Annotated in this window: 13 protein-coding genes; 7 read left to right on the forward strand and 6 right to left on the reverse strand. The window is 69.5% G+C overall.

The window, feature by feature from the left end; genetic code table 11:
- Positions 1-123: 123 nt before the first annotated feature.
- The 6 genes from PHA84_RS16060 to PHA84_RS16085 all read left to right on the forward strand — a co-directional run bounded on the left by PHA84_RS16060 (position 124) and on the right by PHA84_RS16085 (position 7674).
- Positions 124-654, forward strand: coding sequence for a DUF6504 family protein (locus PHA84_RS16060; protein WP_270889139.1), 531 nt, complete (start codon positions 124-126; stop codon positions 652-654).
- Positions 655-664: 10 nt separating this feature from the next.
- A complete protein-coding gene (locus tag PHA84_RS16065; RefSeq protein WP_270889140.1) occupies positions 665-1075 on the forward strand; it encodes an SAV_6107 family HEPN domain-containing protein in 411 nt (136 codons plus the stop codon).
- Complete coding sequence (locus PHA84_RS16070) at positions 1072-4986, forward strand: DNA polymerase III subunit alpha (protein ID WP_270889141.1); 3915 nt, start codon at positions 1072-1074, stop codon at positions 4984-4986. Before PHA84_RS16065 ends, PHA84_RS16070 begins: the two co-directional genes overlap by 4 nt.
- 65 nt (positions 4987-5051) lie before the next feature.
- Positions 5052-5825, forward strand: coding sequence for a methyltransferase domain-containing protein (locus PHA84_RS16075; protein ID WP_270889142.1), 774 nt, complete (start codon positions 5052-5054; stop codon positions 5823-5825).
- A 7-nt stretch (positions 5826-5832) separates the two neighbouring features.
- Positions 5833-7071 carry a DNA polymerase IV gene (gene dinB / locus PHA84_RS16080; RefSeq protein WP_270889143.1) on the forward strand — a complete coding sequence of 413 codons (1239 nt, stop codon included), beginning with the start codon at positions 5833-5835 and terminating at the stop codon, positions 7069-7071.
- Positions 7072-7239: 168 nt separating this feature from the next.
- Positions 7240-7674 carry a DUF3040 domain-containing protein gene (locus tag PHA84_RS16085; RefSeq protein ID WP_270889144.1) on the forward strand — a complete coding sequence of 145 codons (435 nt, stop codon included), beginning with the start codon at positions 7240-7242 and terminating at the stop codon, positions 7672-7674.
- Between the two features lie 23 nt (positions 7675-7697).
- Here the strand turns inward: PHA84_RS16085 and PHA84_RS16090 are convergent, their stop codons facing one another.
- Together PHA84_RS16090 and PHA84_RS16095 are read right to left on the reverse strand one after the other, a co-directional pair.
- On the reverse strand, positions 7698-8183 hold the full coding sequence (locus PHA84_RS16090) for a DUF456 domain-containing protein (RefSeq protein ID WP_270889145.1): 486 nt from the start codon (positions 8181-8183) through the stop codon (positions 7698-7700).
- Positions 8184-8206: 23 nt separating this feature from the next.
- Positions 8207-8428: a DUF7455 domain-containing protein gene (locus PHA84_RS16095; RefSeq protein ID WP_270889146.1), complete on the reverse strand. Its 222-nt coding sequence runs from the start codon at positions 8426-8428 to the stop codon at positions 8207-8209.
- A gap of 347 nt (positions 8429-8775) precedes the next feature.
- Here PHA84_RS16095 and PHA84_RS16100 point away from each other — a divergent pair, with 347 nt between their 5' ends.
- Positions 8776-10923 carry a DNA gyrase/topoisomerase IV subunit B gene (locus tag PHA84_RS16100; RefSeq protein WP_270889147.1) on the forward strand — a complete coding sequence of 716 codons (2148 nt, stop codon included), beginning with the start codon at positions 8776-8778 and terminating at the stop codon, positions 10921-10923.
- A gap of 26 nt (positions 10924-10949) precedes the next feature.
- Here PHA84_RS16100 and PHA84_RS16105 read toward each other — a convergent pair whose 3' ends face one another.
- Genes PHA84_RS16105 through PHA84_RS16120 form a run of 4 tightly spaced genes read right to left on the reverse strand, consistent with a single transcriptional unit; the run spans position 10950 to position 14330 of the window.
- A complete protein-coding gene (locus PHA84_RS16105; RefSeq protein ID WP_270889148.1) occupies positions 10950-12071 on the reverse strand; it encodes a LacI family DNA-binding transcriptional regulator in 1122 nt (373 codons plus the stop codon).
- Between the two features lie 35 nt (positions 12072-12106).
- On the reverse strand, positions 12107-12331 hold the full coding sequence (locus PHA84_RS16110; protein ID WP_270889149.1) for a hypothetical protein: 225 nt from the start codon (positions 12329-12331) through the stop codon (positions 12107-12109).
- A gap of 24 nt (positions 12332-12355) precedes the next feature.
- Positions 12356-13264, reverse strand: a complete 909-nt coding sequence (locus PHA84_RS16115; RefSeq protein WP_270889150.1) for a carbohydrate ABC transporter permease — start codon at positions 13262-13264, stop codon at positions 12356-12358.
- Position 13265: 1 nt separating this feature from the next.
- Positions 13266-14330 carry a carbohydrate ABC transporter permease gene (locus PHA84_RS16120; protein ID WP_270889151.1) on the reverse strand — a complete coding sequence of 355 codons (1065 nt, stop codon included), beginning with the start codon at positions 14328-14330 and terminating at the stop codon, positions 13266-13268.
- Positions 14331-14363 lie beyond the last annotated feature (33 nt).

A 14363-nucleotide genomic window follows, 5' to 3' on the forward strand; every position in this document is an offset into this window, starting at 1 on the left:
CAGAGCCTCTTGACGGACTGTCGGGCCCGGGGTGTACGGTTCTTGGTATCGAACAAACGTTCGAACTGGTTCGTGGAAGAGCTGGTGGTCTCTGGCATTGTCATTGGTAGTGCCACGGCCCGTATGTCGCGAACCCTGTGGTGGCTCTGGTCCTGTGCCAGGCGCCTCGACCCCGCCTTCGTGCAGGGCCAGAGCCACTTCCTCACTGCCCTCCGTCGAAGAAGGAGCCTGCTCGTGGTGCGCCGGTACGAAGAGCTCATCGAGGTCCGTCCCGCGCAGGACGGTACGGGCCACGACCAGAGTGCCGAGGACGGTGCCCGGCAGTGTCCAGGAGCGTTCATCTGGCGTGGTCGGCTCTATGTAGTACGAGCGGTCCTCGACCACTGGCAGGAGCGGCGCCCCTGGTGGCGTGATGCCCGCGATGGTGCCGACGTCCTGGCCGATGCCCGTGAGCGGCAGGTCTGGCGGGTCGAGGCCAGTGCCGGCCGGGCGGCTGGCGTAGGCGTCTATGACCTGGGAGCGGTGACGCACGACCACGACCTCGGTCGTGCTGGTGACCTCGGCACCGGTCATCGTGACGACCTCGGCACCGGTCATCGTGACGACCTCGGCACCGTGAGCAGCCAGTGGCGGCTGTTGCAGGTAGCGGACTGAGGAGCCTGACATGACGACCGCCACCGTTGCCTTGGACCTGCTCGACCGTTCCCGACACTCGCTGCTCGAGGCCTGCCACAGCAGTGATATCGCCCAGCGCTACGTGCAGGCCAGGCTGGGCGCGTTACGCGCCGCCGCAGCTCTCGTCGCCGCTCGCACCACTCCGGACGGCCGGTCGGGTCCGCGCAGCCTGTGGGACCTGCTTCCCAGCGTCGCTCCCGAGCTGTCCGAGTGGGCCCGGTTCTTCGAGCTCGTCGCCACCCGTGAGCGTCACCAGCTCAGCGCCCGGGAAGCCGACGACCTGCTCCGGCAGTCCGAGGTCTTCGTCGACCTCGTCTGCCGCAGCCTCGGCCTTCCGGTCCACCCGTCCGAGCACAGCGAGGTGCTGGTGCCCACCACGCTGTCCACGGCAGCATCATGACCACCTCAGCGGCTCCTCTCCGTGACCCGCACGTGGCCAGTGCGGGGTTCGCCCACCTGCACGTGGCGTCCGGTTTCTCGATGCGTTACGGCACGGCGACCCCCGAGTCCCTGGTAGAGCGTGCGGCCCAGCACCGTCAGCCGATCCTGGCGCTCACCGACAGGGACGGGCTGTACGGCGCCATACGCTTCGTCCAGGCCGCCACAGCGGCCGGTATCGTCCCCGTCCTGGGAGTCGACCTCGCCGTGGGACCGGACTCCCGGCAGGGGCCGGGAGGGCATCAGGCGTCCTTGCCAGGCATCGCGGGAGCCCCCCGCACGCCCGTCCGCGGTGGAGCCCAACGTGATCCTCGGCATCCTCGGGTGACCGTCCTGGCCCGGGGCCGCGCAGCCGGCGTTCCCGCCGGGGTGGGATGGGCGGCGCTGTGCCGCCTGGTCACCGAGACCCACCTCAGAGGAGAGCGCGGAGCGCCGGTGAGCTCCGCCGAGGTGATCGCCGCTCGCTGCGCAGCGCCGGGAGACGACGCCCCAGGGCCGCTGCTGGTGCTGCTCGGTCCGGACTCCGATGTCGGCCGGGCGCTGCTGACCAAGCGCACCGACCTGGCACGGACGCTGGTGGCGCGGTGGCGAGCCAGGCTCCCGGCGGACGCCCTGGCGGTGGAGGTCGTCTGCCATGGCGGACCGGAGGGGACTCCGGCCTCCCGTAGTCATGCCAGGCGCCTGCTCGCCCTGGCCGACGAGCAGGGCCTGCCCGCCGTGCTGACCGCCGCGGTACGCCATGTCGACCCCGGTGAGTCCGCCGTCGTCGACGTCCTCGACGCGGCGCGCCGGCTCGTCGCGCTGGACACCCGCCATCTGGACCGGGTCACCGACGCCGCCCATCTGGCGACCACCGACACCATGCGCGCCATCGCCCAGGACGTGACCGGCGGTGACCTGGCCCGTGCTCAGCAGCTCCTGCAGCGGACTGTTGCCGTGGGGCTCGCCTGTGCCCAGAGTGCCCGGCACGACCTGGGCATCGGCTCGGTCCACCTTCCGGAGCCGGAGCGGCTGGGTGTCGAGCCGGGGATGAGCGCCCAGGTGATGCTCGAGCAACGCTGCCGGGAGGCGGTTGGGCTGCGCTATCCCGGTGCCAGTGAGCGTGAGCTGGCGACGGTCGAGTCGCGCCTGACCGAAGAGCTCAAGGTCATCGCCGAGCTCGGCTACCCGACCTACTTCCTCACCGTCGCACAGGTCGTGGACCTCATCCGGGAGATGGGCGTGCGGGTGGCGGCCCGCGGGTCCGGCGCGGGATCCCTGGTCAACTACCTGCTCGGCATCAGCGGGGTCGACCCGATCCGCTACCACCTGCTGATGGAGCGGTTCTGCTCCCCGCTGCGCGCCGAGCTGCCCGACATCGACATCGACGTCGAGTCCGCTCGCCGTACCGAGGTCTACGAGCGGATCCTCGAGCGGTTCGGCGGGGAGCGGGTCACCTGTGTCTCGATGATGGACACCTACAAGGTCCGTCACGCGATCCGCGACGTCGGGGCCGCTCTCGGTTTGCCTCCCACGGAGATCGACGAGATCGCCAAGGCGTTTCCGCACATCCGCGCCCGTGATGCCCGCAGCGCCATCGCCGAGCTGCCGGAGCTGCGGTCCAGAGGGCTCGACAGCCCGCGCCTGCGGGCGCTGTTCGACCTCGTCGAACGGCTCGACGGGCTACCCCGTCACATCGCCCTGCACCCCTGCGGGGTGATCCTGTCCGACGGCGGGCTGCTGGACCGCACGCCGGTGGAGTCGAGCTGGCTCGGCTTCCCGATGAGCCAGTTCGACAAGGACGACGTCGAGACTCTCGGGCTGCTCAAGCTCGACGTGCTAGGGATCCGGATGCAGTCGGCGATGGCGCACGCGGTGCGGGAGGTGGCTCGCGTGGACGGCGTGCACGTGGATCTCGACGACCAGGCGCAGGTGCCGCTGGACGACGAGGAGACGTTCAAGCTCATTCGCACCACCCACACCCTCGGCTGCTTCCAGATCGAGAGCCCTGGGCAGCGGGAGCTCATCGGCAAGTTCGGGCCGGAGCGGTTCGAGGACCTCGTCATCGACATCTCCCTGTTCCGCCCGGGACCGGTGAAGTCCGACATGATCACACCTTTCCTCGAGGCCCGTCACGGCTGGAAGGAGGTCAGCTACCTCCACCCCACGCTCGTCGAAGCACTCCAGGAGACCGAGGGGGTGGTCGTCTTCCACGAGCAGGTCCTGATGATCGTCGCGGAGACCACAGGGGTCTCCCTGGCCCAGGCGGACGAGGTGCGGCGCGCTCTCGGCACGCCCGCAGGCCAGCACGAGATCGAAGGATGGTGGCGTCCGGCGGCAGCGGCCCGGGGTTACGCCCCGGCCGACGTCGACCGGATCTGGGAGGTGCTCAAGTCCTTCGCCTCGTTCGGGTTCTGCAAGGCCCACGCCGCGGCCTTCGCGCTGCCGACCTACCACTCGGCCTGGCTGAAGGCGCACCATCCCGCTGCGTTCCTGGCAGGGGTGCTCACCCATGACCCGGGCATGTATCCCAAACGGCTCATCCTCGACGACGCGCGCTCGCTCGGGATCGCAGTGCTCGGGCTCGACGTCAACGCCTCGAAGGACAGCTACCGGACCGAGCGGCTGGACCAGGACGAGTCGGCTTTCGTGCCGGCCCATCCGGATCTCCCGGACGCCCGCAGCTACGGCATCCGGTTGTCTCTGGCCGATGTCCGCGGGATCAGCGATGCCGAGGTGGCCCGGATCGTGGCAGGCCAGCCCTACGCCGGGCTCTCCGACTTCTGGCACCGTGCCCAGGTGTCCCGTCCGGTCGCCGAGCGGCTCGTCCTGGCCGGTGGTTTCGACAGCCTGTACGGCGCGACGGGGGCGACCGGCGGTCTGGGGCGACGCGGCCGTACCACCCGGCGGGACCTGTTGCTCCACGTGGCCGAGCTCGACCGCTACGGCCGGGCGCTCGACCGGTCGGCTCGCCGTGCCGCGCCACGGACGGCCAACGGAACCCGCGGCCTACCGGCTGGGGGACGAGCACCCAGCGTGGGAGTCGCGGACGGTTCCCAGGTGCGGGCCCTGGCCGCTGGGCAGTCCCAGGCCGCACAACCCGTGCAGGCCGCCGCCCTGCAGCCGATGCAGCTCACCCTGGACCTCGGTGACCGGCCGGAGCTCACCACGGGCACCGGACTGCCGGAGCTCTCCGGCCCGGAGCGGGTCCGCGCCGAGCTGGACATCCTCGGCCTGGACGCCAGCGCCCACGTCGTGGAGTTCTATGCCCCGCTGCTCGACGCGCTCGGCGTGACGCGCAGCCGTGACCTGCTCACGTCGCGGAGCCGCTCGACGATCTGGGTGTGCGGAGTCAAGGTCGCCACCCAGACCCCACCGATCCGTTCCGGTCGACGAGTGGTCTTCCTGACGCTCGACGACTCCACCGGCCCGGTCGACGCGACGTTCTTCGAGGACGTCCAAGGTCCGTACGCCGCCACGGTGTTCCACTCGTGGATGCTGCTGGTGCGTGGAGTGGTGCGACGGACCGGTTCCCGGGGGGTCTCGTTGCGGGCGACCGGCGCATGGGAGCTCACCCCGCTGTGGGAGGCGTGGAACCGCGGAGGCCTCGAGGCCGTGTATGCCGCGATGGACGACAGCGAGCGTGCAGCCCAGGAGCAGGCAGAGGCGGCCGAGGCGGTCCACCAGGCCGAGCTGGGCAGGGGTCGCAGGGTGTTGGTGCATGCGTCCGGGTTCAGACAGTCGCCCTATGCCGACACCAAGCCCGCAGGTCAGGACACTCGCGCGTCACGGGCCTTGGCGCGAGGTGACCAGGTGCCGGACGGCCGAGGCGCCGGCTCTCTCACCCCGCCACGCAAGCTCTGGCACTCCAGCCCCGGCAGCTCGGGCCATTAGGGTGGCACCAGCACAGCCATACCGATGCCGTATCGGCATCGGGACCCGTTCAGGAGGTGGTCGACGTGGCCGAGGAGCAGTGGCGCGCTCGCCGCGGCGGTGTCGACACGGCCCTGCGCACCTCAGCGATCTGGGCTGCCGTGCGCGCCCTCATCGACAAGCAACAGGCTGAGCTGGGCCGCCCGCTGCGCGTGCTCGACCTCGGCGGTGGTACCGGTGGTCTCGCCGTGCCGCTGGCAGAGCTCGGCCATGAGGTCACGGTCGTCGACCCGAGCCCGGACGCGCTCGCCTCGCTGTCCCGCCGCAGCGCCGAGCGCGGCGTCGGCGCCAGGATCACCGCGGTGCAGGGGGACGCCGACTCCCTCGACGAGCTCATCGGCGACCAGCGCCTCGACCTGGTCTGCTGTCACGGGACGCTGGAGGTCGTAGACGACCCGCAGGCGACCCTGGCCGCCGTCGCTCCCGTGCTCGCGCCCGGGGGCCACCTCAGCCTGGTGGCCGCAGGCCGTCTGGCGGTGGTCCTGACGCGGGTGCTGGCTGGTCAGTTCGCCCAGGCCCACCAAGCCCTGACCAGTGCCGACGGCCGGTGGGGCAGTGCAGACCCGCTACCGCGCCGGTTCGACGCCCAGACCCTGCGCGACCTCGTTGAGCAGGCAGGCCTCGTTGTCGAGGATCTCCACGGCGTGCGGCTGTTCAGCGACCTCGTGCCCTCCGCGCTGATCGACTCCGATGCCGACCGTGCTGCGCTGCTCGACCTGGAGGAGGCTGCGAGCCGGCATCCGCAGTTCGCCTTCCTCGGAGAGCTCGGCGCAGCCATGCACGTTCTGGCGCGTCGCTAGGCAAGCCATGAGCCGGCGCCAGTTCGCCCTTCCCCCCCGCAGCGCCGAGCGGCCCCCCGACGACAGCGGCTGCACCGTCCTGCACGTCGACATGGACGCTTTCTACGCCTCCGCGTCCCTGCTCAGCCGTCCCGACCTCGTCGGCACACCCGTCATCATCGGAGGCGGTGGCAACCGGGGCGTCGTGCTGTCGGCCACCTACGAGGCGCGACGGTTCGGCGTGGCCTCCGCGATGCCCATGTCGCGGGCCCGGCGTCTGTGCCCGCAGGCCACGGTCATCGCGCCGGACCACCGCCTCTACAGCACGATCTCGGCGGCCGTCATGGCGACGTTCGAGACCATCACCCCCGTGGTGGAGCCGCTGTCCCTCGACGAGGCCTTCCTCGACGTGTCCGGCTCGGTTCGCCGGCTCGGCAGCCCCACGCGCATCGGCCAGCTGGTCCGCGACACCATCCACGACGAGCAGGGCATCACCTGCTCGGTCGGCGTCGCTCCCACGAAGTTCGTCGCCAAGCTCGCCTCCGGCCTCGCCAAGCCCGACGGGCTGGTCGTCGTCCCCCGGGACGAAGTCGTGACCTTCGTGCAGCAGCTGCCCGTCGGGGCCCTCTGGGGAGTAGGAGACCGGACCGAGGAAGCCCTGGTCCGGCTGGGGCTGCACACCGTCGCCGACATCGCCCACACACCGCTGGACACGCTCCGTCGTGCTCTTGGCGAGACTGCAGGACCGCACCTGCACGACCTCGCCTGGGGGCGGGACCCCCGCCGTGTCGAGCCGGTGCGCAGGGAACGCAGCATCGGGTCCGACGAGACGTTCGAGTTCGACGTGGACGACCCGGCCTACATCCGCCGGCAGCTGCTCAAGCTCAGCGACCGCACTGCAGCGCGGGTGCGCTCGGCCGGTCTGGTGGGGCGCACCGTCTCGATCAAGGTGCGGTTCTCCGACTTCACGACCATCACGCGGAGCCGCACCCTGCGTGACCCCACCGACGTCAGCCGCGACATCTACGACACCGCGAAGTCGCTGTATGACGCGCTCGGCCTGCAACGCGCACGGATCCGCCTCGTCGGCGTGCGGATGGAGGGGCTCGCCGAGAGCGTGGGCGCACCGATCCAGGGGCTGCTGGACGAGCCGGACCACGGTTGGCGGGACGCCGACCGGGCCGTCGACCGGGCCAGCGCGCGGTTCGGGGCGGGCAGTGTCCGCCCTGCCAGCCTGATCAGCGACGACGAACGTCGCCGCCGGTGAGACGGGTGGACCGAGCGCTGTGAACGGGTAGTGCAACCCCGCATCGCGACATATCCTGATTGTGACTAGCGCACCACCACTGACCGGCAAAGATGCTCCAGCTCGGCGCAACGAAACCACAGCCCGGTGCGTTGAAGCAGTTGCACGCCGAACGTCCAGGAGGTCACCGTGCCGCTCTCGGAGCACGAACAGCAGCTACTCGAGCAGATGGAGCAGGCGCTGTATGCCGAGGACCCCAAGTTCGCGTCGCAGATGCAAGGCTCCGGGGCCCGTGCGGCCCGACGTCGCCTCATCGTGGCGATCGTGGGTGTCGTGGCCGGGCTTGTCCTCGTCCTGGTCGGCGTCAACACCCAGCAGTGGTGGATCGGGGCTGTGGGGTTCGCCGTGATGGTGGGGTCTGTCGCGTTCGCGGTGACCCCACCGCGTCGCAGGGCCGCTCTGGGGGCCGTGCAGGCCGATGGCTCCGTGCGCCGCTCCGGCGCAGGAGCAAGGACCGGGGCCTCCCGCGGGAACGCCGCCCGGCCGAAGGCTCGCAAGAGCTTCGGCTCCTTCATGCACCGCATGGAGGAGCGCTGGGACCGTCGCCGGGGCCAGGGCTTCTAGGCAGGCAGGGCTTCTAGGCAGGCTCACACCCGGGACAGCAACACCCCGGTGACCCAGGTCGTGGCGATCGCCAGCCCGGCCAGCAGTTCGATGCCCATCGACAGGAAGACCGCCTTCAGGGCGGCGCGAGTAGACGCCCAGGCGCTCCTGCGGTCCCGCGAGTGGCCCAGCTCGACGAGGTAGATGCCCCCGACGAAGCCCACGGCGGCTCCGACGACCGGGATGACGAAGAACCCCACGAGGGCGAGCAGGACGGCGAGAACGAGCGTGGACCGGCGTACCCCCGCCTCACGAAGCCTGCGTCCCGGCACCGCATACTGCAGCGCCATCCCCACCAGGTACACGATGCCCGACACGGCGAAGACCGACCACGCCAGTGCGCCGCCGGTGTCGAAGGCCCAGAGCAGCACCGCCGCGACGACGAGCAGCAGCCCAGGGATGACGGGAATGACGATCCCCACCATCCCGACCAGGATCAGGACAGCGGGGACCCAGAGGTCGGCCTCCACGTCAGGAGGCCCGTACCAGCCTGCTACCGCTCGTCGTCGGAGGCGATGGCGGGCGTCTCGTGGAGCCGCTCGGTCTCGTCCTGGATGTCGGCGTGCTCGCGCAGCTTGGGCAGGTGCTCGCGTCCGTGGTGGGCGCAGAACAGCAGCTCGCCCCCAGCGTGAAGGCGAGCGCGCACGTAAGCCTGGGCGCCGCAGCGGTCGCAGCGGTCTGCCGCGGTCAGAGAGGGTGCCAGTGCAGTGGTCACGTCAGCCTTCCTTTGTTCGATGCGCCCGATGGACGCGTGTCTACTAGAGACGTCTTCCGCCGGTCCTGGGTTGATCCTCGGGGAGGACCACTTCCTGGTGGTGCCGGTGACAACAGTCAAGCACGCGCCGTTCTTCCCTGTCGGGATTGGGTCGCCTGTGGTCCATCTCATGTCGCATCGGTTGACTCGTGGGTCGGGTGTCCAGTGGATGGGTGCGTCCCACGCAGGCGAGTATGCCGCGGCCCACCGACGGGGCGGCGTGGTGGACGTCGGCCTGTCCGCGGCCCGGGATACCCTGCGAGGCACGGTCGGCCGTCTGGTCGCCGCAGGCAGGAGGAGGGAAGGCCGTGGCTGAAGCCACCACCGCCAAGAAGGCCGCGACGACGAAGTCGAGCTCGGACTACAGCGCCCACCACCTGCAGGTTCTCGAGGGCCTGGAGGCTGTCCGCAAGCGACCCGGCATGTACATCGGGTCCACCGACGGTCGCGGGTTGATGCACTGTCTGTGGGAGATCATCGACAACGCGGTCGACGAGGCCCTTGCCGGGCACGGAGACCGGATCGAGGTCGTCCTGCACACGGACGGGTCGGTGGAGGTCCGCGACAACGGCCGCGGGATACCGGTGGACATCGAGCCCAGGACCGGCCTGACGGGCGTCGAGGTCGTCTTCACCAAGCTGCACGCGGGTGGCAAGTTCGGCGGTGGCTCCTACACGGCATCCGGGGGGCTCCACGGGGTCGGTGCGTCGGTGGTCAACGCCCTGTCGTCGCGTCTCGACGTCGAGGTGGACCGGGGCGGCAAGACCTATGCGATGAGCTTCCGGCGCGGTGAGCCGGGCTACTTCCCCGACGTCGCGTCAGGAGACAAGGACCCGGACCACGAGTTCACGCCGTACGAGCGAACCAGCGAGCTCGCAGTGGTCGGCAAGGTCCGGCGCGGGGTGACCGGCACCCGGATCCGCTACTGGGCCGACGGCCAGATCTTCCTCAAGGACGCCACCTTCGACTACGACCTGCTCGTCGCGCGAGCCCGGCAGACCTCGTTCCTCGTGCCCGGCCTCGCCCTGGTCGTCCGTGACGAGCGCCGGCTGCCCGGGACGCCGGGGGAGCACGGCCCGCACGAGGAGACGTTCCTGCATGACGGCGGGATCTCGGAGTTCGTCGAGTTCCTCGCGCCGGACGCGCCGGTCACCGACGTGTGGCGGCTGCAGGGGACCGGGACGTTCAAGGAGACCGTGCCCGTCCTCGACGCCAAGGGCCACATGAGCCCCACCGAGGTGGAGCGCGAGTGTGTCGTCGATATCGCCGTGCGGTGGGGGAGCGGGTACGAGGCCAAGGTGAGCTCCTTCGTCAACATCATCGCCACGCCGAAGGGTGGGACCCACATCGCGGGCTTCGAGCAGGCTCTGCTGAAGGTCTTCCGCCGCCAGCTCGAGCTGAACTCGCGGCGGCTGAAGGTCGGGAGCGACAAGCCGGAGAAGGACGACGTGCTCGCCGGCCTCACTGCCGTCGTGACCGTCCGGCTCGCGGAGCCACAGTTCGAGGGCCAGACCAAGGAGGTACTCGGCACGGCGGCCGTCCGCGCCCTCGTGGCCAAGGTCGTGGAGCAGGAGCTGACCGAGCGGCTGGTCTCCCCCAAGCGAGGGGAGAAGGCCCAGGCGGCCCTGCTGCTCGAGAAGGTCGTCACGGAGATGAAGTCGCGCATCAGCGCGCGGATGCACAAGGAGACACAGCGGCGCAAGAACGCGCTCGAGACCTCCACGCTTCCGGCGAAGCTCGCCGACTGCCGCTCCACGGACGTCGAGAGGTCGGAGCTGTTCATCGTCGAGGGCGACAGCGCCCTCGGCACGGCGAAGCTCGCTCGGTCCAGCGACCACCAGGCCCTGCTGCCGATCCGAGGCAAGATCCTCAACGTCCAGAAGGCCTCCGTCTCGGACATGCTCAAGAACGCCGAGTGCGCCGCCATCATCCAGGTCATCGGCGCCGGGTCGGGCCGGTCCTTCGACCTGGATGCCGCCCGCTACGGCAAGGTCATCATCATGACCGATGCTGACGTCGACGGGGCCCACATCAGGACGCTGCTGCTGACGCTGTTCTTCCGCTACATGCGCCCCCTGGTGGAGGCCGGTCGGGTCTACGCAGCAGTACCGCCCCTGCACCGGATCGAGGTGGTGAACGCCGGCGCGAAGAAGAACGACCTGATCTACACCTACTCCGAGAAGGAGATGCGTACGACGGTCGCGTCCTTGGGCAAGCGTGGGAAGAACATCAAGCAACCGCTGCAGCGTTACAAGGGTCTCGGTGAGATGGATGCGGACCAGCTCGCCGAGACGACGATGGACCCGCGCCACCGGACTCTGCGCCGCGTGACGTTGCGGGACGCAGAGGTGGCCGAGCAGGTCTTCGACCTGCTCATGGGCAACGACGTGGGCCCCCGCAAGGACTTCATCGTCGACTCGGCCGCGGCGCTGGACCCCGAGCGCATCGACGCCTGACGGCGGGCGCCGGGCCGGAGCGTCGGTCAGCGGTCCAGGGCGCCGGCAGAGCCGACCGAAGGCGCCGTCGCGACCGAAGAAGCCGATGTGGTGGTGAGATGTTCCGGTAGGCGGGTGACGCTGGACCCACCCGAGGTCCTCGTCCGGGGAGGCGCTGTGGACCCCCGTACGACGAGCTCCACCTCGAGCACGTGGTCGTGGGCGGCGCTGACCTCCTCGCCCTTGAGCGCCCTAAGCATGAGCTCCCCGGCATACCGCCCCTGGGCCTCCACGTCCTGGCGCACGGTGGTGACATCCAGGATCTGCGCGTGCACGTGGTCGTCGATGCCGATGACCGACACGTCGCCGGGGACGTCCAGGCCATGCCGGCGAGCCGCGGCGATCACCCCGAACGCCATCTCGTCGGACGCGGCGACCACGCACGTGGGATGGTCAGGTCGGGCGAACAGGCGGTCGGCATGGTCGAAGGCTCCCTGGGCGGTCCAGTCGCATTCGAGGGTCCAGGCAGGGGGACAGGTGATCCCGTGCTGCGCCAGCACCTCTCCGAACGCCTCGCGCCGGTCGAACGGTGTCTGGAGGTGCGTGACGGAGGCGGGAACGGTGCCCGCGTAGCCAATGGCCCGGTGCCCGAGCTCCAGGGCATAGCCCGTCGCGAGAGCCATGGCCGCACGGTCGTCCACGCGAACCGAAGGCCATCCGGACTGCCGGTTCCCCACCGTGACCACGGGCATGTCCAGCCGGTCCAGGAGCGCCCGCTCGGAGGGCTCCGGCGGCACGTTGAGGATGATGGCGCCGTCGGCGCGCTTCCACAGCATGTTCTGGGTGATGGGCATGCGGGTGTCGAAGGTGGGGCCTTCGAGATCACAGAGCAGGACGTGATGGCCCTCGTCGCGCAGGGTCTTCTCGATGCCACTGATGACGGTCGCGAAGAACCACCTGTTGAAGTACGGGGTGATCACTCCTATGCCTCGAGTCCGCCCTGAGACGAGACTGGTGGCGGCGGGGGAGGCGACGTAGTGCAGCTCCGAGGCGGCAGCGAGCACCCGGTCGCGCGTGCGGGGACTCACCCTGTCCACTCCCCGCAAGGCCCGTGACACCGTGGCGACGGAGACGCCGGCCGCCTTGGCCACGTCGCCGATGGTGCTCATTGCTACCTCCCCGCGCTGTCGACCTGGGTGGTGAGTCAGACGTCGAGGTTCCTCCGAGACCTCCAGACGAGCCAGCACAGGGCCAGCAGGGCCGCGAGGAGCAGGGCGGGTCCCACCGCCGGCTCCCCACGGACCTCGAGGATGACGAGCTGGAGCATCGCCATGAAGGCGAAGAAGCCGAGGAGCCCCAGCAGCAGCTCCAGCCGTTGGGCCTTGGCCCTGACGTTGCCGGAGCTGCTGCCCGGGTTGAACAGTCCCATGGCTGTCTCCGGGCCGCCTGGCGGCTAGCCCTTCACCCCTCCGGCGGTCAGACCCGACACGATCGCCCGCTGGAAGACGAGCACCATGATGATCAGGGGGACGGTCACGATGGTTCCGGCCGCCATGACGGCGGTGTACGGCTCCTGGTGTGGCTGGGCGCCGGTGAACTGCGCGATGGCCACCGTCACGGTCTGGGTCTTCGGCGTCGAGAACTGCTGAGCCAGCAGGTACTCGTTCCAGCTCGCGATGAAGGCGAGGATGGCCGTGGTGAACAGGCCGGGAGCCGCCAGGGGAAGCATGATCTTGCGGAACGCCTGACCGGGCGTACAGCCGTCGATCCGGGCCGACTCCTCCAGCTCCCAGGGCATCTCTGCCAAGAACGCTGTGAGCGTATAGATCGTCAGCGGTAGCGCGAACGAGATGTTCGGGATGATCAGCGCCTGGTAGTTGACCCCGCTCAGCCAGCCGAAGCTCGAGAACATCTGGAACAGCGGGGAGACCAGCGCCACGCCAGGGAACATCGACGCCCCGAGGATGACGCCCAGCACGGCGTACTTCCCCGGGAAGTTGAGCCGGGCCAGCGCGTACGAGGCGAACACACCCACGAGCATCGCCACCGCCGTGGTGACGACACCGATGATGATCGAGTGCACGAGCGCGGCCCCGAAGTGGTTGCCTCGACCCGTGGAGAACGCGGTCTTGAAGTTGTCGAGCGTGACGTGCGTCGGCCACGGGGTGCTGTCGAAGGTGTAGCCCACGTCGCGGAACGCGGTGACGATCATCCAGTAGAACGGTGCAAGTCCCCAGATGACGAGGACCGCCAGACCGAGGTACATCCGGATCTTGGCGTTGCGGTCGCTCCTGAAGTGGATCTCCTGGGCCTCCGTCCGGCCGCTGGCCGGAGGAGCGGTGGTGGCAGTGGTGGCAGTCATCTCAGGCTCCGGTCGAGGTGGCGTTGGCGGCGACTGGGTTGCCGGGCTGGGCGTCCTTGTCCTTCGGCTTCTTCTTGGCGGACGGCGGGCGCTGGATCACGTCCGCGCCGCCGAACTGGATGAAGAGGTAGGCCGTCAGGGCGATGAGGAGGAAGACGATCGTGGAGAGTGCGGAGGCCCCGTGGAACCCCTCGTTCTTCTGTTTGATCACGAGCATCGACAAGGACGTCGTCCCGCCGGCGCCGCCGGTGAGGATGGCGGGCAGGTCGTAGATCCGCAGCACGTCCAGGGTGCGGAAGAGGACCGCCACCATGAGAGGCGTCTTGACCAGGGGCAGCGTGATCTTCATGAAGGTCTGCCACTTGGTCGCGCCGTCGATCTGAGCTGCCTCGTAGACGTCACCGGGGATCAGCTGGAGGCCAGCAAGGATGAGCAGGGCCATGAAGGGCGTGGTCTTCCACACGTCGGCGATGATGATCGCGAACTTCGCGGCCAACGGGTCGCTGGTCCACAGCTTGGGGCCAAACCCCACGACGCCGAGCAGCTTGTTGATGATGCCGTCGTAGGCGAACATGAAGTAGAAGAGCTTGGCCGTGACCGCGGTGGGGATGGCCCAGGGCACGAGGATCGCGGCTCGGACCAGGCCGCGGCCCCGGAAGTCGCGGTTCATGATCATGGCGAACCAGATGCCGAGCAGCACCTCGATGGCCACGCTGACGACAGTGAAGAAGAGCGTCACCCACAGCGCGTCGTAGAACTGCGCTCCGATGGTGCCCGGCGGGCAGTCGACGTTGCCGCACTTCTGCAGGAGCCAGTGGGTGTAGTTCGAGAGCCCCGCGTTGCCTCCCTCGACGAAGAGGCCGGTCGAGGGGTCCAGGCCCGCGTCCTTCTGGAAGGAGAGCTGGATCGCCTTGATCAGCGGATAGATGATGATGACGGTCAGGAACGCGATGGTGGGGGCCACGAGCAGCCAGCCCTGGCGTCCCTGACCCGCGTGGAGTCCTTTGCTCTGCTTGACCGGCTTGTTCTTGACCGGCTTGGGTGCCGTGTCCGCAACTGCGCTCATGCCTGCTCCTTGACCGGAAGGATGCGCCTGGGT

The sequence above is a fragment of the Pedococcus sp. 5OH_020 genome (assembly GCF_027812955.1).
GTDB lineage: Bacteria > Actinomycetota > Actinomycetes > Actinomycetales > Dermatophilaceae > Pedococcus.